19 protein-coding genes, 1 tRNA gene and 1 pseudogene are annotated in these 20,988 nt (G+C 62.5%); 14 read left to right on the forward strand and 7 right to left on the reverse strand.

The window, feature by feature from the left end; all coding sequences use genetic code 11:
• Together GKC28_RS03220 and GKC28_RS03225 are read left to right on the forward strand one after the other, a co-directional pair.
• Positions 1-237: pseudogene (locus GKC28_RS03220) on the forward strand (NUDIX domain-containing protein); the annotation flags it as partial.
• 84 nt (positions 238-321) lie between these two features.
• Positions 322-1,455, forward strand: a complete 1,134-nt coding sequence (locus GKC28_RS03225; RefSeq protein ID WP_174145100.1) for an alkane 1-monooxygenase — start codon at positions 322-324, stop codon at positions 1,453-1,455.
• Between the two features lie 3 nt (positions 1,456-1,458).
• On the opposite strand, the gene GKC28_RS03230 is transcribed toward GKC28_RS03225, so the two are convergent.
• The 4 genes from GKC28_RS03230 to GKC28_RS03245 all read right to left on the reverse strand — a co-directional run bounded on the left by GKC28_RS03230 (position 1,459) and on the right by GKC28_RS03245 (position 5,489).
• Positions 1,459-2,850, reverse strand: coding sequence for an adenylate/guanylate cyclase domain-containing protein (locus tag GKC28_RS03230; protein ID WP_174145101.1), 1,392 nt, complete (start codon positions 2,848-2,850; stop codon positions 1,459-1,461).
• A 190-nt stretch (positions 2,851-3,040) separates the two neighbouring features.
• Complete coding sequence (locus GKC28_RS03235; protein WP_174145102.1) at positions 3,041-4,144, reverse strand: site-specific DNA-methyltransferase; 1,104 nt, start codon at positions 4,142-4,144, stop codon at positions 3,041-3,043.
• A 107-nt stretch (positions 4,145-4,251) separates the two neighbouring features.
• Positions 4,252-4,869 (reverse strand): ribonuclease HII, encoded by a 618-nt coding sequence (locus tag GKC28_RS03240; protein WP_174145103.1) that lies wholly within the window; start codon positions 4,867-4,869, stop codon positions 4,252-4,254.
• Between the two features lie 101 nt (positions 4,870-4,970).
• Positions 4,971-5,489 (reverse strand): hypothetical protein, encoded by a 519-nt coding sequence (locus tag GKC28_RS03245; protein WP_174145104.1) that lies wholly within the window; start codon positions 5,487-5,489, stop codon positions 4,971-4,973.
• 170 nt (positions 5,490-5,659) lie between these two features.
• Between GKC28_RS03245 and GKC28_RS03250 the strand changes: the two genes are divergently transcribed.
• The 3 genes from GKC28_RS03250 (at position 5,660) to GKC28_RS03260 (ending at position 8,340) form a co-directional block, all read left to right on the forward strand.
• Entirely contained in the window at positions 5,660-5,953 is a 294-nt protein-coding gene (locus tag GKC28_RS03250) for a hypothetical protein (protein ID WP_174145105.1), read from the forward strand.
• Positions 5,925-6,626: a hypothetical protein gene (locus tag GKC28_RS03255; protein WP_174145106.1), complete on the forward strand. Its 702-nt coding sequence runs from the start codon at positions 5,925-5,927 to the stop codon at positions 6,624-6,626. The genes GKC28_RS03250 and GKC28_RS03255 overlap by 29 nt, the downstream gene beginning before the upstream one ends.
• 139 nt (positions 6,627-6,765) lie before the next feature.
• Positions 6,766-8,340: a DUF427 domain-containing protein gene (locus GKC28_RS03260; RefSeq protein WP_174145107.1), complete on the forward strand. Its 1,575-nt coding sequence runs from the start codon at positions 6,766-6,768 to the stop codon at positions 8,338-8,340.
• A gap of 244 nt (positions 8,341-8,584) precedes the next feature.
• Here the strand turns inward: GKC28_RS03260 and GKC28_RS03265 are convergent, their stop codons facing one another.
• Positions 8,585-9,619, reverse strand: coding sequence for an ACP S-malonyltransferase (locus tag GKC28_RS03265; protein WP_174145108.1), 1,035 nt, complete (start codon positions 9,617-9,619; stop codon positions 8,585-8,587).
• Positions 9,616-11,805, reverse strand: coding sequence for a dehydrogenase E1 component subunit alpha/beta (locus tag GKC28_RS03270; protein WP_174145109.1), 2,190 nt, complete (start codon positions 11,803-11,805; stop codon positions 9,616-9,618). Before GKC28_RS03270 ends, GKC28_RS03265 begins: the two co-directional genes overlap by 4 nt.
• Before the next feature lie 253 nt (positions 11,806-12,058).
• On the opposite strand from GKC28_RS03270, the gene GKC28_RS03275 reads away from it, so the two are divergent.
• From GKC28_RS03275 to GKC28_RS03315, 9 genes are all read left to right on the forward strand, one after another.
• Positions 12,059-12,145 (forward strand) — tRNA-Leu (locus tag GKC28_RS03275).
• A 242-nt stretch (positions 12,146-12,387) separates the two neighbouring features.
• A complete protein-coding gene (locus tag GKC28_RS03280; protein WP_174145110.1) occupies positions 12,388-14,283 on the forward strand; it encodes a M10 family metallopeptidase C-terminal domain-containing protein in 1,896 nt (631 codons plus the stop codon).
• Positions 14,284-14,448: 165 nt separating this feature from the next.
• Positions 14,449-15,063, forward strand: coding sequence for a ribonuclease D (locus GKC28_RS03285; protein WP_174145111.1), 615 nt, complete (start codon positions 14,449-14,451; stop codon positions 15,061-15,063).
• Positions 15,060-16,028: an SIS domain-containing protein gene (locus GKC28_RS03290; protein ID WP_174145112.1), complete on the forward strand. Its 969-nt coding sequence runs from the start codon at positions 15,060-15,062 to the stop codon at positions 16,026-16,028. The genes GKC28_RS03285 and GKC28_RS03290 overlap by 4 nt, the downstream gene beginning before the upstream one ends.
• A 19-nt stretch (positions 16,029-16,047) precedes the next feature.
• Complete coding sequence (gene lptC / locus GKC28_RS03295; RefSeq protein ID WP_174145113.1) at positions 16,048-16,647, forward strand: LPS export ABC transporter periplasmic protein LptC; 600 nt, start codon at positions 16,048-16,050, stop codon at positions 16,645-16,647.
• A 3-nt stretch (positions 16,648-16,650) separates the two neighbouring features.
• Entirely contained in the window at positions 16,651-17,163 is a 513-nt protein-coding gene (locus tag GKC28_RS03300; RefSeq protein WP_174145114.1) for an LptA/OstA family protein, read from the forward strand.
• Positions 17,163-17,921: an LPS export ABC transporter ATP-binding protein gene (gene lptB / locus GKC28_RS03305; protein ID WP_039184848.1), complete on the forward strand. Its 759-nt coding sequence runs from the start codon at positions 17,163-17,165 to the stop codon at positions 17,919-17,921. Before GKC28_RS03300 ends, lptB begins: the two co-directional genes overlap by 1 nt.
• A gap of 268 nt (positions 17,922-18,189) precedes the next feature.
• Complete coding sequence (raiA, locus tag GKC28_RS03310) at positions 18,190-18,747, forward strand: ribosome-associated translation inhibitor RaiA (protein ID WP_039184851.1); 558 nt, start codon at positions 18,190-18,192, stop codon at positions 18,745-18,747.
• Positions 18,748-18,799: 52 nt separating this feature from the next.
• Complete coding sequence (locus GKC28_RS03315) at positions 18,800-19,264, forward strand: PTS sugar transporter subunit IIA (protein ID WP_174145115.1); 465 nt, start codon at positions 18,800-18,802, stop codon at positions 19,262-19,264.
• Positions 19,265-19,548: 284 nt separating this feature from the next.
• Here GKC28_RS03315 and GKC28_RS03320 read toward each other — a convergent pair whose 3' ends face one another.
• The gene (locus tag GKC28_RS03320) at positions 19,549-20,985 is read right to left on the reverse strand and encodes a sulfotransferase family 2 domain-containing protein (protein WP_174145116.1); all 1,437 of its coding nucleotides are present in this window, start codon (positions 20,983-20,985) and stop codon (positions 19,549-19,551) included.
• Positions 20,986-20,988 lie beyond the last annotated feature (3 nt).

Below are 20,988 nucleotides of genomic sequence, written 5' to 3' on the forward strand. Positions count from 1 at the left end.
GACTGGAGCGACGCCCCCACCCCCGCCCCTCCCTTTGAAGCTGGCTGGCAGGAGCTTGATGGCGAGGTCCGGCACACGTTCACCCATTTTCATCTGATTCTGCGTGTCATGACTGCTGAACTCCCCGCTGGGTTCAATCAAAACACGGATCAGGAACTGATCACGCGCCACCATTTCCGCCCTTCCAGCCTGCCAACGGTGATGCGCAAAGCCTTCGATCTTTACAAAGGCCGCTAGGTTACCCTGCGCCCCTATTGGGTTTTCAAATGTCTGGGCATAGGGTTGCCCCAAACGCGCGCTGACTGATTTGGGAGACTTGGCATGATTGCCCCCGAAACTCTTTCCCGCTGGCAAAGCGCCCTGCCGTTCTGGATGTCTTTCCTGCTGCTGCCGCTGGTCTGGATCGCGGCGCTGCAGGGCGGCTGGGCGCTACTGCTGCCGCCACTCGTGACCTGGCACCTGTTTGCGGTGCTGGATGGGATGTTCGGGCTCAATCTGGAAAACGCCGACCCGGAAACACCGGACAGCGACCTCAAGTGGTACAAGGCACTGACTGCGGCCTGGGCGCCGCTTCAGTTCCTCACACTGTTCGGCCTGATCTGGTACGTCAGCGGTGCAGAGCATCTGAGCGCGTTCGAAAAATTCGCCGCGTTCTTTGGTGTTGGCGTCGTCACCGGCGCGGTTGGCATCAACTACAGCCACGAGCTGATGCACCAGTCCAGCCGGGTGGAACGCTGGCTGGGGGACATTCTGCTGGCGATGGTGCTGTACTCGCATTTCCGCTCCGAACATCTGCTGGTGCACCACCGCTATGTCGGCACACCGCGCGATCCTGTCACAGCGCGATACAACGAAGGCTTCCACCGCTTCTATCCGCGGGTTCTGCAGCAATGCTGGCATTCCGCCTTCCGCGCCGAGAAAGAAAAGCTTTCCAAGAAAAACCGCCCTTGGACCGACCTTTCCAACCCGTTTTTCCGCTACTGGGCCCTGCAAGCGGCCATGCTTCTGCTGGCTCTGCTACTGGGCGGGCTGACCGGCGTGCTCTTGTTCCTGGTGCAGGCGGGCACCGCCATCTGGCAGCTGGAGGTGGTCAACTATGTCGAGCATTACGGGCTGACCCGCAAACACCTGGGCGACGGCAAATACGAACCGGTCCAGCCGCGGCACTCCTGGAATGCGGCGCACAAGGCGTCGAACTGGCTGCTGATCAATCTGCAGCGCCATTCGGACCACCATTACAAGCCGAACCGCCGCTTTCCGCTGCTTCAGAACTATACAGAGGCCGACGCGCCGCAACTGCCCTACGGCTATCCGGTAATGACCATTGCCGCAATGATTCCGCCCTTGTGGCGGCGGGTGATGAACCCGAGGGTGCGCCGCTGGCGGCAGACCTACTATCCTGAAATCACCGATTGGCACGCATATAACAAGGCGCAGAACCCGATGCCGCGTTAGAGGTCAGGCCCAAACCAAGACCGTCATCGGCTGATCCAGCCCGCGCACTTCCTGATCCGGATGGCGGGCTGCGCCGTCCAGCAGGTCCAACCCGGCTAGTTCAACCTTGACCTGCGCGGCCATCGTTTCGCTGACAACAATACTGGCCTGCAGCCTGCGCGTCAGGTTCTCCAGCCGCGCAGCGATGTTCACCGTCATGCCCAGAACCGCGTATTCCAGCCGGTTGGCACCGATATCGCCCAGCAGCGCCTCGCCATAATGAATACCGATCCCGGCCCGGATCTCAGGCTTCCCCTGTTTGGCGCGGTCCCGGTTCCATCTTGCAAGCGACACCCGCATCGCGTGGGCGCAGGCCAGCGCATTCGTGGCGTCCTGCTTGCCGGCCACCGGCGTGCCAAAGGTCGCCATCAGCCCGTCTCCCAGATACTTGTCCAATGTGCCGTGATGGCGGAACACCTCGCGCTCCATCCGGCCGTGGAATTCACGCAGCAAGTCAATCACCGCCCGCGGGTCCATCCCCGCCGACAACCGGGTAAAGCCGACGATATCGATGAACAGCACCGCCACGTTCTCGCTGCGGACCTGTTTCAGCGGCTCGTCGTTCTGCGACAGCTGCTCCACCACATTGGGCGAGAAGTAGCGCGACAGGTTGGCCCGCTCCCGTGTCAGGCTGGCATTGCTCCGCAGCAGCCCGTTGAACCGGCGCACCGAGAAGCCCAGCGTCACCGCCACCAGCACAAAAACCACCGCCTCCTGCACCCGCAGCCGCACGACAAAACTGTTAGGATCGAAAAACTCCGCCAGCTCCGGGCTAAAGTTCAGGGCCGCGTTCACCGCTTCCGTTAGTCCCGGAACCGGGCGGGAGAACCACCAGACAAGGGCCAGCGCGCTCAGCCACATCATTGCCGTCCAGGTGCCGATGGCAATCACCGTGCGCCAGGAATAGGCCATGGTGCCAGCCGCAAGGATGATAAAGAAATACTGAAAGTTATCGAACCGGTAATACATGGCCGCCGGTATGACACGGCTGTCGAACGGGTTGGGCACGATCAGGCCATAAGTCATGATGAGGAGGTCGAGGAAGATCAGGAACAGCTCCAGACGCGACCTGCCGACCTTGCCCGCCCGGCTGATGAACCAGCCATTGAGACACAAGAGCGCAAGAATGCCGTGGTAATACAGCACGCTCCAGACCGGGTTCAGGAAGGCGATGAAGACCGCGATGATGGGCAGCGCGATCCAGCGCGCCCGCACCGCAAGCTGCAGCCCGCGCCGCTTGTGTTCGTCCAGCGCCGCCTCTGCGAATCGGCTTTCCGCAGGCGAGGCCTGCTGCAAGCTGCCGGTTTCCGCCGCCTTGGCGGCGCTGGTTCCAGACGCAAACGCGGTATCGGTCATTGGCTTTCCCTTCTGCCCGCTGGCTGCTGCGGTGCCGGAACTTCAGATAATTGCCCCGCAATTCACAGGGAATAGCGCATCGGGCCGCACAGAAGCAAAAAACCCCGCCTTCGGCGGGCGGGGCAAGGTGTGCGCCTGCGCAAAAGCACAGGCGCCTGCAATAGACTGTAGTGTTCTGAAATGGCGGTCGTCAGTTCTGCATCTCAGCCCGGATCTGCTGGCGCAGCACGTCGATCGGCACCGTCTTGCCATCGCGCTTGAAGCACCAGTAAGTCCAGCCGTTGCAGGACGGCGCGTTCTCCAGATGCGCGCCCACCTGATGGATCGACCCCTTGACGTTGTCGCCGACCAGCGTGCCGTCAGCCCGCACTTTGGCCTTGTGGCGGCGGTTCATCGAATAAAGCTCCTCGCCCGGGCGCAGCATGCCGCGCTCGACCAGCTGGCCGAAGGGCACCCGCGGCGCCGCGCGCTTGCTGGCGGAAACCTCCAGCGCCTCGCGGTCAAACTTGCGCACCGCCTTGATCCGCTTCTCCGCCACCTTGCGGTAGGCTTCCTCGCGCTCGATGCCGATGAACTCGCGGCCCAGCATCTTTGCCACCGCGCCGGTTGTTCCGGTGCCGAAAAACGGGTCCAGCACCACGTCGCCCGGGTTGGTCGCGCCAACCAGGATCCGGTGCAGCAGCGATTCCGGCTTCTGGGTCGGATGCGCCTTGTCGCCGTTTTCGTCCTTCAGCCGCTCATGGCCGGTGCAGATCGGCAGCACCCAGTCGCTGCGCATCTGAATGCCTTCGTTCAGCGCCTTCAGCGCTTCGTAGTTGAAGGTGTACTTCGCGCCCTCGGACTTGGACGCCCAGATCATGGTCTCATGCGCGTTGGTGAAGCGTTTGCCACGAAAATTCGGCATCGGGTTCGACTTGCGCCAGATGACATCGTTCAGCACCCAGTAGCCTTCGTCCTGCAGCACGGCACCGACGCGGAAGATGTTGTGGTAGGAACCGATCACCCATATCGAGCCGTTCGGCTTCAACACCCGGCGCGCCGCCTTCAGCCAATCGCGGGTGAAGTTGTCATATGCCTGAAAGCTGGAAAATTGATCCCAATGGTCATCAACGGCATCGACTTTGGAGTTGTCCGGGCGGTGCAGCTGGCCTTTCAGCTGAAGGTTATACGGCGGATCCGCAAAGATCAGATCAACCGAATTGGCCGGCAGACTGTTCATCGCTTCGACGCAGTCCCCGCCAATAATCGTGTTTAAAGGGAGCGCTGCCGCGCCCTTTGTCATGGTTTTATTCATTGCTCTGCCTCATAACCGCGGCGCATTTTTGCGCTCATTAGGTTGTCCACAGGATGAGTCATCGCGGATTCGAGGTCAATTTGTTTATTACAACAACGCCTTACGGTTCACTCTTGATACAAGATATTGTGTACCGGCTTAAAGGAGCGCCGATGATGTGGGGTTACGCCCAGCTGAACTAGCGCATCCCGGTGCTGTTTCGAGGGATAGCCTGCGTTTTTCTCCCACCCATAACCGGGGAACTGTTGCGCCAAATCCACCATGATCCGGTCGCGTGCCAGTTTGGCGATGATCGAGGCCGCAGCAATCGACAGGGATTTGGCATCGCCTTTGACAACCGCTTCGTTGGGCAAAACCAGCCCCTTGGGGATCAGGTTGCCGTCAATCAGCAGGTAATCCGGCGCCGGGTCCAGCGCCGCGACCGCGCGCTCCATCGCCAGATGGGAGGCGCGCAAAATATTCAGGGAATCAATCTCTTCCACCGTTGCGTGGGCAATGGCCGCCTGCGCGGAGGACAGGATCTTGCCTTCCAGCGCCTCGCGCTTTTTCAGGCTCAGTTTCTTGGAGTCGTTCAGGCCTTCGGGGATTGCGGCCGCATCCAGGACAACAGCCGCGGCCGTCACCGGCCCGGCCAGCGGCCCGCGGCCCACCTCATCCACTCCGGCAATCCTCAGGTGCCCTTGCGCAAGGGCGGCGGCTTCAAGGCTGTAATCGGGCTGTGTCATCCTTCCGTCAAAGCCAATGCCTGCCGGTTATGCAAGGGCAGCCGCAAAAAAAGGGGGGCCGAAGCCCCGCAGTTTGCTGCTGCTCGAATCTGAATTCAAGCTCAGCGCCGAACCAGCCGGTAGCCGTGGCTGTTGAGGCAGCCCGGCTTGTAGCCGGTGCGATGGCGCTTGCCGTTCCAGAACGTCAACCGGCAGGACTGCGGCAGGGCCTTGGTGTGGCCATAGCTGCGCTCCAGGCAGTCTTTGCCGACCAGCGGGTGGTTGCGGCTGTAGCGCGGGAAATACTTCAGGCAACGGGACGGCAGGTCATAGCGGCGCACCCGCGGCGGCAGCGGTTTCACATACCTGTCATCGCGGCTGTAGCCCCGGTAATTGTGGCCGCCAAGGGAATGGTTGTGCGGCGGCGGCGAGTAGTTATGCGTCACTGCATGGCCATCCTTATCCCTCGAATGCTTGATGGCGGCGCCGAGGATTCCCAGCAGCGCCAGGCCGCCGAGGATTTTTGCGACGTCTTCATCGGCGCGGGCTGGGGCCGCCGAGAAGCCGGTGATGGCGATGGATACAGCTACGATCAAAGCAATGAATTTGCGGTGCGGTTGCGGGCGGGGTGTCCGGGTCATATCAGGACCTTTCTCAGAAATAGATTGTCGCGCAGCCAATGCGCCTTGATGACCCCAGCCTGCTCCCGCCCCTTCCGGACAAGCAATATCGGCGGCTTGTTATCGGATATCAGCCGCTCCAACCCCCTGCTGTTATTGAATTTCAAGCAGACCGGACGCAGGATGCAAACATGAAACAGCCCCTTCTGATCCCCGCCCTTGCGGCCTTCCTTCTGGCGCTTTCCGCGCCGGCCCAGGCCGCTGACTGCTATGCCGACTACAAGGCCAAGCAGGACAACCCGCTGCGCCTGCACTACGGTGTGATTCGGCTGTCCGGCGCCTGCCAGAAGCAAGCCGCCCGCGGTGAAATCCAGGCCCGCATCGCTCCGGCCGGGTGGACGCTATTGAATGTCCTCTCCGTCTTCGGCGCCGAAGGCCTGCAGCAAAGGAAGGCAGATGCCGGACCCTACTATCTCCGTTTTTGAAACCCGCGCTGCCGGCAGCAGGGTCATCGCAATCGGCATCGCCGCCATCGTCGCCCTTCTGGCCATTGCCGGCACGATTCTGCTGCTGGCCCTGCCTGACGCCAATGCCTTCAACGCCCGGGTTGAGCAATTGTTCGTGGAAAACGACCTGACCACCCAGGCTGAAATCAAGCTGCTGGAAATTCTGGCCCAGTCCGGCACCGCTTTTGCCGACACTTTGACCAGCTACCGGATGGTGATCTTTGTGCTGCTGGTCTTTGCCACCGCCATGATGGTCGCAGCGCTGGCGGTGCTGGGCATGCTGGTGATGCTGAACCGCCGCATGGCCCAGATCGAACGCTCCGGCATTCAGGTGAACGAGCTGCTGATCAGCCGCGATGAGAACACCGTCTACCTCAACAGCATGGGGTTCAAGCTGACACCCGCCGCGATGGAAACCCTCTCGGTTCTGGCCGAGGCGCGGCTGGACGACGAGGTCCTGTCCGGTGCCGAGATCGAGGCCGTGATTTCCGGCCGCACGTCCGCAGATTGCGAGGAGGCCGCCGGCGCCACCCGGATCAAGCGCCTGAGGGACACCTTGGGCAATCAGATGGTCAGCGAGCTCTTGGTCAAGAACATCGCCAAACGCGGCTATGTCCTGGCGATCAGCAAGGACGTGATCCGCATGGTCTGACCCACCGCTCCGTTCCGCTCAATATCGTGTGTCCACCACTGGAAAATCTGCACGAAACCCCCAAATAGTCCAGAACCGGCCTGCGCCGGCCGGTCCTGTTTTTGCCGTTTCACCGGCTCAAGGGACAAGGAATCTAGGGATGGATACACAGGTGCAGACCCGCAACCGGGGCTACGGCATTGTTGTCGAACCGCTGCAAGGCGTGGTCGCCGCCCGCCGCGATGGTACTGTTCTGGCGCAAAGCACCCGGGCCAAGGTGATGTACGAAACCCGGCTCCCTCCGGCGGTCTACTTCCCGGCGGAAGATGTGACAGTACCCCTTTCTTCCCGTACTCCCCTGCAAACATTCTGCCCCTTCAAGGGCACCGCCAGTTACCGCGACATCCTGTTCCCCGGCGGCGCTGTGCATAACGGCGTCTGGGCCTATGAGGATGCCATGCCGGAGGCCGCCGCCATTTCCGGCCACATCGGTTTCATGCCCGGAGCAGAAGTCGAATTCGATTTTGGCAGCAACACCGTGGAGATGCCGGATTACGGCAATATCTCAGGTCCGGTGATCGACTGGCTGCTGCGCGATGCCTCAATGGTTCCGACCCCCGAAGCGCTGACCGCCGCTTTGGCGGAAAAATTCGTGGAGCAGGGTATCTACCTGTCCCGCCTCTCGGTCATGGCCTGGTCTCTGCACCCTCTGATCGCCGGCAAGAACTACATCTGGCAAAAAAAGACAGGCGAGGTCACAACCTATGCCCCGTCATACGAAATCCACGACCACCCCGCCTACCGGAACAGCCCGTTGCGGCATGTCTCCAACGGGCTGGGCGGCGTGCGCCACCGGCTGGACAGCTGCTGCACCGACGATGCCTTCCCGATCCTCGAAGACCTCCGCAAGGAAGGCGCCACCGACTATGTCGCGATGCCGCTGCGGTTCTCGGATGGGCGGATCAATGTGCTGACCCTGACCAGCGACCATCCGAACGGCTTCTCCACCGCCAACCTGGGGCTGATCTTCGAATGCTCCGACGTGATCGCCCGATACTACGAAATTTTCATGCAGCGCGAAAACGCCCAGTCGCTGCTGGAAACCTACGTCGGCAAGCGCACCGGCGCCCGGGTGCTCGGCGGAGAGATCCGCCGCGGCGACGGCGACGAGATCAACGCCGCCATCATGTTCTGCGACCTGCGCGGCTCCACCAGGCTGGAGGAAGAGCTGGGCCGCCAGGACTATATCGCGCTTCTGAACCAGTTCTTCGAGACCGCCTCGACCATCGTGCATGACCACGGCGGCGAGGTGCTCAAGTTCATCGGCGACGCTGTGCTGGCGGTGTTCCCGGCGGGCAGCGACCCGGAACGGGCGCGCACTCAGGCGCTGGACAGCGCCTGCGCCATCGTGGCCCGGCTGGAGGAAATCGCGGGCGAAGAGAACGGCCACCGCTGCGAAGCCGCCATCGGCATCGCCTATGGCCGGGTGACCTATGGAAACGTCGGCTCGCGGGAGCGGCTGGACTTCACGGTGATCGGCCAGGCCGCCAATATCGCGGCCCGGCTGGGCGACTATGGCAAGACGGTCGATTATCCGGTCGTCGTCAGCTGCGACATCCTGAAAGATCCCTCGCAGGGCATCCCTCTGGGCGCGGTCAGCCTGCACAATGTCTCCCAGCCGGTGACCTGCTATGCCATCCCAGCGAGAACGGAACCGCAGGCCGCGGCCGAATAACCCCCCATCCGCCTGTTCAACCCCGGGTCAAGGGCGGCGCAGCCGCCGCGCTTTGGCGCGGTTTACCCTTGAGGCGGGGCTGAACATACACACTGGATAAGGGCTTTCAGGGCAAACCCGCCCCTGAAGGCCTTCTCAGCAAATACCCTTCCGCCCTGCCCGCAGGGCAGGGCCACGCCCAAGGCTGCTTTGCTGGCATCTTCGATGCAGGCAACAGGCGCGGGAGCTTTCCGCCACCCTTCACTCAGCCGCTTGCAATTCCGCGCTGCGCCTGATCCCCCATGGAGACCAGCAGCGGATCCTTCGACTGGCGTGTCTTGAAGGCCTCCTTGCCAGTCATCCCCTGCCAGCCGCATTGCACCAGAGATTGCGCCACCGCGCCGCCCAGCGTGGTACCGGGGCCGGTCACGATGAACAGGTCCGGCGCAAACTCGCAGGCCGCATTCTGCACCGCACGGGTGAAGTCATAGGACTCCACCACCTGATGCCCCAAGGTGTAATCCCAAAGAGCCCGAGTGTCCGTCGCACCCGGCCACCAGATATGCCCGCGCCCGTCGATCAGCGGCACCTCCGGCTGGGTGAACATCTCCGCCCCCAGCCGCTTGCGCCCCTCTGCCGCCACCGGCGCCTGCAGCGCGGTATGGAACGCTGCGTGGTTGGCCAGCCGCATCGGAAAACGCTCTTCCACCACCGGCACTGCCGCCTCAAACGCCGTCAGCCCGGCCTCGTTCCCGGCCAGCACCAGCAACCCGCCCAGATCGATCGAGAGCGCCAGATCATGCCCCTCGCGCGCATTGATCTCTGCCGCCAGCGTCAGCAGCTCCGCCTTGCGCGCGGAATCATCCTGCCAATCCGGCCCAGCAAAGGGATAGACCAGCTGGCCGCCGATCAGCTGCTCCTGCATCAGCGTGCCCATGGTGTTCACCACCTTGAACCCGTCCGCCGCACTCAGCGCCCCGGCCGCCGCCAGCGCGATGTACCAGCCCATAGAGTTGCCGGTGACGGCAACCACCTCGATATCCTCTGCCAGCGACTGTGCATCCGCCAGTGCCGAGGCATAGATCAGCGGCGAGGCAATATCCCCCCGGGAATACTTCGACACCGAATACCGGGTGGCGCCATCCAGCGCCGTGACCTCTTCCTGCCCAGCCTCCCGCCGCTGCGCGTCAAAGCCCGCAAACAGGGCCGCCTTGTCCGCGTGGTGGCGGTGCAGATACCCCAGCTCCGCCTTGTTGTAGGTGCCCCTTCCCGGGCAGATCAGAACAGCGGTGCGGGTCATTTCTTGTCTCCTGCCAGCTTCATTGCAGCCTCAAAGATACTGTCCTTCGACGGCAGCGTCGCGCCATAGGCAGGCCCGGTTGCGATAAAGCAATCGCTGGCGGCGATCCGCGCAGTGGGGATATCGCTTTGCTCAGAAAACAGCGCCATCAGCGCCTCCGACTGGCTGCCGGTGACACGGCACTCGTCAACGATCAGCACGTTCTTGCAGCCTTTGACGGCTTCCAGCAGCGCCGCCTCCGGCAAGGGCGCCAGCCAGCGCAGATCCACGACCCGGGCGTTCACACCCTGCGCCGCCAGCTCTGCCTGCGCCTGGGCAGAGAGATACCGCCCGTTGCCATAGGTCACGATCGCCAGATCCGCGCCGTCGCCATGCACGCCAACCTCGCCCAAGCCAATCCGCCGGTCCGGCGACGGGTAGGTCCGCATCCAGCCGCCATCCTTCGCCTCATGCAGGTCCCGCATCGGATACAACGCGATGGGCTCGAGGAAAACCACCACCCGCTGCTCCTCGCGCGCCAGCCGCACTGCTTCGCGCATCATCATCGCCGCCTCGGCCCCGTCCGACGGGCAGGCAATCACGATCCCCGGAATATCCCGCAGCACCGCCAGCGAGTTGTCATTGTGGAAATGGCCGCCAAAGCCCTTCTGGTACCCCAGCCCGGCAATCCGCAGAACCATCGGGTTTGAAAACTGCCCGTTGGAGAAAAACGGCAGCGTCGCCGCCTCGCCGCGCAGCTGGTCCTCGGCGTTGTGCAGATAGGCAAGGAACTGGATTTCCGGGATGGGAAGGAACCCGTTGTGCCCCATGCCGATTGCCAGCCCCAGGATCGACTGCTCATCCAGCAGCGTGTCGATCACACGGTCCGGCCCGAACCGCTGCTGCAGCTTCTGGCTGACGCCATAGACCCCGCCCTTGCGGCCCACATCCTCGCCCATCATGACGATCTCGCCATGCTCCAGCATCAGATCGGTCAGCGCCCAGTTGATCAGCCGCGACATCGGCTGCGGCTCTTCCATCGCCCGCATGTCGCTGCCAAAGGCCGCGGCGCGCGCTTCGGCACTCGGGCCGTTGGTGGGCGCACACGCCCGCTTCGGCGGGATCAGACTGGCCGCGACATCCGCCGCGGTTTTCAAATGCGGCCGTGTTACTGCTTCGGCCCGGATCCGCTCCACCCGCGCGCAGGTGTCCGTGTAGATGTTCAGCGCGTCCTCGGGATGCAGCGCGCCAGCCTCGCTCAGCAACCGCACCGAATGCAGCAGCGGATCATTGGCCTCATCCGCCTCCACCTCGGCCTTGGCCATATAGGTGGTCGGCACATCCGCCCCGGCATGGCCATACAGACGCACGGTGCGCAGATGCAGGAATGCCGGCTTCTTGCGCGTCCGCACATACTCCGCCGCCTCTTGCGCCACCGCATAAGCGTTGTAGATATCCAGCCCGTCCGCCTTGAAATACCGGATGCCCGGCCGCCCAGCCATCGAGGCCTCGATCCACCCTTTCGGCGTCTTTGTCGAAATCCCGATACCGTTGTCCTCGCAGACGAACAGCAAGGGCAGCGGCACCGACTGAACCGAGGTCCAGCCCGCGGTGTTAATCGCCCCTTGTGCCGTCGAGTGGTTGGCAGACGCATCCCCGAAGGAACACATGACGATGGCATCCTCCGGCAGCAGCTGATGCTCCGGCTGGTGCCGCTTGGCAGCACAGATGGAATAGGCTGCGCCCACCGCCTTGGGCAGATGCGAGGCAATGGTCGAGGTCTGCGGCGGGATCATTAACGCCTTGGAGCCCAGCACCTTGTGCCGCCCGCCCGAGGTCGGGTCTTCGCTGGAACAGGCAAAGGACAGCAGCATGTCCCAGGCAATCCGCTGCCCCGGCACCTGATCGGCACGGGCGATCTGGAACGCCGCATCCCGGTAGTGCAGGAACGCCATATCGGCCGGACGCAAGGCGCGCGCCACCGCCGCCATCCCCTCATGCCCGGAAGAGCCGATGGTATAGAATCCCTGCCCCGCTTTCTGCATGTCGCGGCTGGTCAGGTCCAACGCCCGGCTCAGGACCTGCGCGCGGAAGGCCGAAACCGCTTCCGCCGTGGCCAGCGGCCCTGCTGGTGCAGCGCCTGCAGGCAGATTCCCGGCCTTGACCCGGTCCAGGAAATTCTGGTGCACGATCTGAGCGCGGTCCATGAGGCCTCCTTACGCTGACTGACCGCGCCTTTATCCGCGAATCCAGGGCATGACGCCAATGAGTTTGCGTTCTGCAAGCATTCCAAACCGGAATGCCATGCCCGGAAATCAGTCCGGATTGTCACAAGCGCAATGGAGTTGCCGCGCTTGCGGCTGCGGCCCGAAATTCAAGACACCCGCTGCCGGAAGTTTTGGCAGCCATTTCCGTTTGACGGCCCTGGGAAACCATCTTATACGCCGGTCCACGACACCTGCCCAGGTGGCGGAATTGGTAGACGCGCTAGCTTCAGGTGCTAGTGTCCGTATGGACGTGGAGGTTCGAGTCCTCTCCTGGGCACCATTCCCCTTCAGAAACATTTCGTTTCCGGAATCGCGGCAGTGCATTCTGGGACCGTTTTTCTTGTGATTTCATGCCGCTATCCTGACCTGACGTCAGCGCTGCGCCTGGAAAGCCAGGCTTTAAAGAGCCGCAACAATTGATTAAATACTCCTTCAGATTGTGCCGCCGGTGCAGATTTTCCCGCGGCGCCGACACATTTCCGCATACCCCGGCCACCCGGATGATTTGAAAGGACAGATTTCATGACCCTTGTGCAAAATGAATTGCCGGGAAGCTTTTCTTCCAGCGGACAGGAATTTGCCAGCATTTTTGAAACCTCGGACGCCGCAAACGGCACTTCGACACAATACAGCATGTCAGCCGGCGACACGTTCCAGGGCAATCTTTCCAGCAGCGGCGACCGGGACTGGGTCGCCATCAACCTTGAGGCAGGCCAGACTTATGAGATCGATCTGGCTGGCAGCACCAGCGGCGGCGGCACACTGAGCGACCCATACCTGCGGCTCCATGATTCCAGCGGATCGATCATCACTCTGAACGACGACAGTGGCGGAACACTGGATTCTTTTCTTACATTCACCGCCATCACAACTGGCACTTACTACATCAATGCCGGCGCCTTTGCGGACAACAAAACCGGAACCTACACAATTTCGGTTGAGCAGGTTCCCACACCTGAACCAGCCACGCTGGACGAGCTGGCAAACTACCTGACTGACGGCTACTGGGAAGACACGGGCCGCGCGGGCAGAAGCTTTGACACCACCAGCGACAACGTCATAACCGTCAATCTGACCGGCCTAACCGCCGAAGGCCGCCAACTGGCACGCTGGGCCTTGGATGCGTGGGAAACCGTCACGAATCTGGAGTTTGCCGAAACCGTCGGCACCGCCGACATCCTCTTCGACGACGCGGACTCCGGTGCCTATTCCACCTCGGACACATCCGGATCGGTGATCACCTCATCATTTGTCAATGTATCGACAAACTGGCTGAACACATATGGCACCAGCATCGACAGCTACTCTTACCAGACCTATGTTCACGAAATCGGCCACGCGCTGGGACTAGGGCACCAAAGCAACTACAACGGCAGCGCAACTTACGGCGTAGACAATGATTTTGTGAACGACAGCTGGCAGCTGTCCATCATGTCCTACTTCAGCCAGACTGAAAACACGTATGTAAACGCGAGCTATTCCACGCTTTTGACGCCGATGATGGCGGATATTATCGCCATTCAGAATTTGTACGGCGCACCGGGGCAAAGCAGTGCAACCGCGGGCGATACGGTCTGGGGACCTGGCTCCAACTTGGCCGGCGCCTTGGGAGAGTTTTTCAGCGGAGACTTAACCCATTACACAGGCAATAATTTCTCCTTTACCATCTATGACCAGGGCGGCACCGACACGCTGGACGCAAGCCGCTTTGACGCCGGAGACCGCATTGACATGCGTGCATCCCATTTTTCGGATGTCGCAGGCCTGATTGGCAACGTCGGGATTGCCGAGGGGACGATCGTTGAAAATCTGATCACCGGCGACGGGAACGATACTGTAAGGGGAAATCATGTCGCGAATGACATCCGCACAAACGGGGGCCATGACGAGATCCAGGGCGGCGGCGGTTCAGATGTGTTGAACGGAGGCGGGGGCCAGGACACTCTGTTCGGCGGTGGCGGGCACGACCAGCTCCTTGGAGGGCACGGCAGAGACCGGACTTTCGGAGGTGCTGGCAATGACAGGCTGTACGGCAGGCAGGGGAATGACCGCCTGGTCGGCAACGATGGCAACGACCGGCTGTTCGGCGGCGCCGGCAACGACACACTGCTGGGTGGCCGGGGCAACGACCGCCTGACTGGCAATGGGGGAGATGACCTGTTCACCGGTGGTGCTGGCGCCGATGTATTCATCTTCGCCAGCAACCACGGGAACGACCGCATCACTGATTTTTCTACAAGTAGAGCCGGTGAATGCATCAAGCTCTCCGGACTGTCCGCGCTGGAGAACTTCGACGATATTCTAACAGCATCCACCCAGACCGCTGATGGTGTGCTGATCTACACAGGCAACAACAGCTCAATCCTGCTTGAAAATGTGCAGCTAAGCAGCCTTTCTGCAGACGACTTCATCTTCTGACCTGTGTCAAAAGCGCTGCCCCGCGAAGGACTTGTTCGCAGGGCAGCGCTCTTCAGCATTTCTTGGCAGCAAATCCCTTCTTATGGCGCAGTTGAGTTTATGGGCCAAAGTGCCTATTTCGTCTGCAGCACAGCCCGGTGCGGTGAACATCAAAAGGGAATCCCAGTGGCCAATTACCTGTACAAGAACGACCTGCCCGGCGGGCTGGACCTCGGTCCCGTTGTTGCCATCGATTGCGAGACAATGGGGCTGAACCCGCACCGCGACCGGCTTTGCGTGATCCAGATGTCCGGCGGCGACGGCAATGCCCATATTGTGCAGGTGGAAAAAGGCCAGACTGTAGCGCCCAACCTGTGCCGGATGCTGGAAGATCCCAACGTGCTGAAACTCTTCCATTTCGGCCGCTTCGACATCGCCGCGATGTACCACGCTTTCGGCGCTCTGGCAGCACCGGTCTACTGCACCAAGATCGCCAGCCGCCTGGTGCGCACCTACACCGACCGCCACGGCCTCAAGAACCTGACACAGGAGCTGCTGGGGTTCGACATCTCCAAACAGCAGCAGATGAGCGACTGGGGCGCAAAAGAGCTGACCGAGGCACAGCTCGACTATGCGGCTTCTGACGTCTTGCATCTGCACAAGCTGCGCGAAGCGCTGGACAAGCGCCTGGCCCGCGAAGGCCGCACCGAAATGGCTCAGGCCTGTTTCGATTTCCTCCCAACACGCGCCAAGCTGGACCTGGCTGGCTGGCCCGAAATCGACATCTTTGCCCACTCATGACAGATACTGAAAAATTCCTCGTCACCGCCCGGCAGGTGATCACCGATGAGGCAAAGGCGCTGGAAGCTCTGGCCGACGGCCTGGATGAGCGTTTTGCCGAAGCCGTGCAGCTGATCCTGCAGGCCAAGGGCCGCATCATCGTCAGCGGCATAGGCAAGTCCGGCCACATCGGCCACAAGATCGCCGCGACGCTGGCCTCCACCGGCACGCCGGCCTATTTCGTGCACCCAGCTGAGGCCAGCCACGGCGATCTCGGCATGCTGTCCGAAGGCGATGTCGTTCTGGCGATCTCAAACTCCGGCGAGGCGCCGGAACTGGCCAACCTGCTGGCCTTCACCCGCCGCTTCGCCATTCCGCTGATCGGCCTGTCCAGCAAGATGGACAGCACCCTGATGAAACAGGCCGACGTGCACTTGCAAATCCCCTCGCTCGGGGAAGCCTGCGGCTTTGGCATGGTGCCCTCGATCTCCACCACGCTGACCCTGGCGATGGGTGACGCGCTGGCAATCGCACTGATGAAGCACCGCGATTTCCGCCCGGAAAACTTCCGCGACTTCCACCCCGGCGGCAAGCTCGGCGCGCAGCTCAGCAAAGTGCGCGACCTGATGCACGCGGACGGCGCGCTGCCGCTGGTCTCCGAAACCACCCCGATGGCCGACGCGCTGATTGAAATCAGCCAAAAGGGGTTCGGCGTCGCCGGCGTCGCCGCCGCCGATGGCTCGCTGGCCGGCATCATCACCGACGGCGACCTGCGCCGCCATATGGACGGGCTGCTGAACAAGACCGCAGCTGAGGTGATGACGGCAGATCCGGCCACCATTGCTCCCGGCGCCATGGCGCAGGAGGCGGTTGCGGTGATGAACCAGCGCAAAATCACCTGCCTGTTTGTCGTGGACCCGGAGAACGGGAAAAAAGCCGAAGGCCTGCTGCACATCCACGACTGCCTGCGGGCAGGGCTGGGCTGACAGAGGCCGGGAGCGGAGCATGGACAGCCATTCAAGAGCCGTCGCATATCTCAAGGTGCTGCTGCCGATGGCGGCACTGGTTCTGCTGTCGACCTTGTTCCTGATCTCGCGCGGGGTGAATACCGATGCGGTGATCCCTTTTGCCCAAAAAGAAATCGAGGACAGGATGAAGGGCCAGCTTATCACCGCTCCCTTCTTTTCCGGCACTACCGCAAACGGCGACGAGATCCTGGTCACCGCCTCTGCGGCACGCCCAGGGCGTGACGGGGCGCCCGCGATAGCCAGCGATATGTCCGCGGAAATCATTCTGGCCGAGGGCGGCAAGATCACGCTGGCCTCCGAAACCGGAGCCATCAATCCGGCCCGGGACACCGCCCGCTTTACCGGAAATGTGATCATCACCTCGGCCGACGGCCTGGTGGTCGAGACAGAGGAACTGAATTCAATTCTCAGCGGATTGTCGGCCCGCAGCCCGGGTCCGGTCCGCGCAACCGGCGACATCGGCGTGCTGACGGCAGGCAACATGCAGATTGAGGCAAAAACCGACGGCGGGCCGGTCCATATGCTGTTCAAAAACGGGGTGAAGCTGCTATATCAACCCCAGCAACCGGAAAGATAGCCTGTGTCTTATTTGCGCGCATTGATTTTCTGCCTGCCTCTCGCGGTATTTCCCGGCATCGCACAGGCACAAACGGCCTCGGTTGCCTTCGGCGCGGTCAAGGCCGACCCCAGCCTGCCGGTTGAAGTCACCGCCGACAACCTTGCCGTGAACCAGGCCGACGGGTCGGCTGAATTCACCGGCAATGTTCTGATCGTGCAGGGCGTCATGCGGCTGTCCGCCGACACGGTGCTCGTCATCTACAAGACGGCAGAGGAAGGCGGCGGCGAGGCCGGCATCGAACGGCTGGAGGCCACCGGCAACGTGGTGCTGGTCAGCGGCCCCGACGCTGCCGAATCGCAGTACGCAGAGTACACCATCGACCGGGGAACCGTCGTGATGACCGGCAACGTGCTGCTCAATCAGGAAAACGGGACTCTTGCTTCGAACCGGCTGGAGGTGAATCTCACCTCGGGCACCGCGCAGATGGCCGGCCGCGTGAAAACCATCCTCAACCCGAACGGCGGCAGCAACTGATGGCGAAACCGGATCTGAAAGTGACCGAAGGCTCCTCCGGGCTGCGCATCGAACGGCTGCGTAAATCCTACCGCAAGAAGGTGGTGATCCGGGACGTGTCGCTGTCTTTGAACCGGGGCGAGGTGGTGGCCCTGCTTGGCCCCAACGGCTCTGGCAAGACCACCAGCTTCTACACGATTGCCGGTCTGGTGTTTCCCGAAGCGGGCACCGTCACCATTGATGGCCAGAACGTGACCGGCCTGCCGATGTACCGCCGCGCGCGCCTGGGCATCGGCTACCTGCCGCAGGAAATGTCGATCTTCCGCGGGCTGTCGGTGGAGGACAACATCTCCGCCGTTCTGGACATCTCGCAGAAGCACGAGCACAAGCGCCGCGAGCGGCTGGAAGAACTGCTGTCTGACTTCTCGATCGAGCACCTGCGCCGCGCGCCGGCACTGGCGCTTTCGGGCGGTGAGCGCCGCCGGGTCGAGATCGCCCGCTGCCTGGCCGCCAACCCGAAATACCTGCTGCTCGATGAACCTTTTGCAGGCGTCGACCCGATTTCCGTCGGCGATATCCGGCACCTGGTGGCCGACCTCAAGAAACGCGGAATCGGGGTGCTGATCACCGATCACAACGTGCGGGAAACACTGGAGATCGTGGACCGCGCCTATATCCTGCACGACGGTCAGGTGCTGATGTCCGGCAGCCCCGAGGAGGTGGTGGAAAACGAGAATGTCCGCCGTGTCTACCTGGGCGACAACTTCCGCATTTCCTGACCGTTTTCGCAGCTCCGCGGCAGCAAAAAGCCGCCGCCAACCCGGGCTTCTTTTTTCGCGTTATCCATTGACTCTCCCGCTGTCTTGCCGTCGAATTGACCCATGGCATACGCGCAGTCCGATGCAGTCCGAACAACAGCCTTGGCGACAAGGCCCGGACCGATGCAACCGGACGGCTGGCCTGCCCCCCGGTTCCGGACCTGACGTGACACCGCCAAGGATTGCCTTGGCGGCGGGCCCGGCCGCAATAAATTGTGAAGGAGATCACATGCGTTACAAAATCAGCGGCAAACAGATCGACATCGGCGACGCTCTGCAGGTTCATGTGCAGAATGAGCTGGGTTCGGCCGTACAAAAATACGCCGAGCGCCCAACCGACGCGACTGTGGTCTTTTCCCGTTCAGCGCATGAATATGTGTGTGAAGCCACCGTCCACCTGTCGACCGGGCTGAGCGCGCAGGCAAAAGCCCACGAAACCGAAATCTATGCTGCCTTCGACGCCTGCTGCGAAAAAATGGAAAAGCAGCTGCGCCGCTACAAGCGCCGGCTCAAGGATCACCACAAGGACCGCAGCGAGCCGGTTGAACATCTGGGCGCCAACTCGTATATCCTCGCCTCTGAGGAAGCGGATTCCGAACCGGACTCGCTGCAGCCGATCATCGTCGCCGAAATGGAGACCCGCATCCCCTCCCTGTCAGTCGGGGAAGCGGTGATGCAGATGGAGCTGGCAGGCGCCCCGGTGCTGGTCTTCCGCAATGAAGGCAAGGACGGGTTGAATGTGGTCTACCGCCGCGACGACGGCAACATCGGCTGGATCGATCCGTAAACACACCTAAGGCATCGGCGCCCCGAACGGGGCGCCGGAACGGAGCAGACACATGCAGATTTCCAGCATCCTCAAGCCAGAGGCCGTCCGGGTTATCGGTGCGGCCTCCAGCAAGAAGCGCTTGTTCCAGGAAATCGCGGATGTCGCCCAGGCGGCCTACGGGCTGGACGCCCAGTCCACGGTCGAGGCGTTGCTGGACCGCGAAAGCCTCGGCCCCACCGGGGTCGGCCATGGCGTCGCCCTGCCGCATGCCCGTCTTGATACCATCAGCGAGGTCTGCGGCACTTTCCTGATCCTGGAAAAACCGCTGGAGTTCGGCGCGGTGGACCGCCAGCCGGTGGATATCGCCTTTGCCCTGTTCGCGCCCGAAGATGCCGGGGTCGAGCATCTGAAAGCGCTGGCGCTGGTGTCGCGCACCCTGCGCGAGCAGAGCTTCTGCACCAAGCTGCGCGCCAACCACGACCCGGCCACGCTCTATACCATCCTGACCGAAGGCCAGTCCGTCCAGGCTGCCTGAAGCGCCGGGCAGCGGCTGCTGGGCCGCACCGCCCCCCCCGGCGCACCGGATTTCCGCAACAGCGGCAGGGCTCCCGCCCGTCATCGGCTGCCTGCCGGCAGCGCTCTTCCCGTTGGGCCGTGCCCGGACCGCGGCCTGCGGCCCCGGCCGGGCGGCTGCTCTCTCCTGCACATGCCTTGCTGAGAAACGGCACGCGGCGCCCGGCCCAAGCCCGTTCCGGCTGTTCGGCCCGCGGAACATCCGGCGGGCGCGGGGGCACTCCTGTTTGCCGCCGTTGCGCAGGATCAGCCCTGCCGCCAGGGACCGAATCCGAAGGCAAGGTAGTCGCGCTGGTAAACTGAGGCGATCAGCGACTCCAGATCCGCATCATAGATATCCGCCAGCGCAAACGGCGTCTCCGGTTCAGCTAGCGGAACCGCCCCCGGCTCCATCCGGCCCAGCTTGCGGGCCAGCGCAGGCAGATCCTCGCCCATTTCGTCCTCGCGGACCAGCAGATCCGGCGGGCCAAGTTCGGTGAACCCGGACAGTGCCTGGGCTTGTGTCGCCCATTCCGCATCCAGCCGGACCGGGGTCTGCCCGGCCAGGCTGGCGCGCACAAACTCCAGAAACCCGGCGAAGGCGTCGCGGTGCCGGGCACGCGAATATCCGGCGTCCGGCCCTGCCTTCGGAATAGGCAGTTTGAACTGCCGCCGCAGCGTGCTGCGGATTTGCCCGTAGCTGCCCGCGCCGGCGTTCAGGATCCGCCGGCAGAATACCGCATGTGCCCGCGCTGCAGGGTGGCGAAGCACGGTAAAGCTGCGAAACCCCTTGTTAAGGCGTTTCCACTGGCGCAGCTGCTTCTGATTCATGCCCTGGATCAGCCCGTCCGTTGCCCCATGGTCCAGCCCGGCCATCCATTGCACCACCTCTGCCTCCGGCCCGCCCTTCACGGGCAGATACAAAAGCGGCGTCGCAGCCCCCGCCACGTAGCCCGGCACCGCCGGGCCGCGGCGCGGTTCGAAATTCGGGGTCCGTGTCAGGTTGAACCGGTCCATGCCGGCCAGCGCTTCCTGCATTTCTTCAGGATTGGCCACCTTGGCCAGCACCGGCGCCGGGTTCTGCCGCTTGAGACTGCCGTCGAGCGCCTCCAGCTGCTGCGCAACCCCCAGCCAGCGGGCCAGCCCGTTCATCACCTCAACGCTTTGCAGGTCCTCGTAGGCCACATAGAAAGCCGTTTGCCCCAAGGCCTGCAGCCGGTTCAGAAGGCTAACCTGAAATTCCTGCAGCGCCCCCACATGGGCCGTGAACTCCGCCGCATCAAATCGAGCCTTGGCATCCTTGCGACGTTTCACGTCGGTCAGTTTCCACTGGCCGGTTTCCTGGGCAATCTTCCAGGACACGTAGCTGTCGAGCGGGTTGCGGGTCAGGATGATCTTGGCGCAGCGCGGATCCTCCAGCATCAGGTCCAGCACCCGCGGATCGTGATCGTGGAAGTAGCGGAAGCCCCCCAGGCCGCCCGGCTCCGCCTTGATCCGCTGGATCAAGCGCGCCGGATCCGCGTCCCGCATCGCCTGGGTCACGCCCAGGATTTCGGTGCTGTCCGGGTAGCCGATGAAGTGCGGATTGAAGGCCTCTCCGTGGCAGGTCAGCCGGTCAAAGGCATTCAGGTTGGTTTCCAGAAAATTAGAGCCGGTCCGCATTTCGGCAAAGACGGCAAAGTAATCAAAGCAGGAATCAGGCATATT

The organism is Leisingera sp. ANG59 (assembly GCF_013317235.1).
Taxonomy (GTDB): domain Bacteria; phylum Pseudomonadota; class Alphaproteobacteria; order Rhodobacterales; family Rhodobacteraceae; genus Leisingera.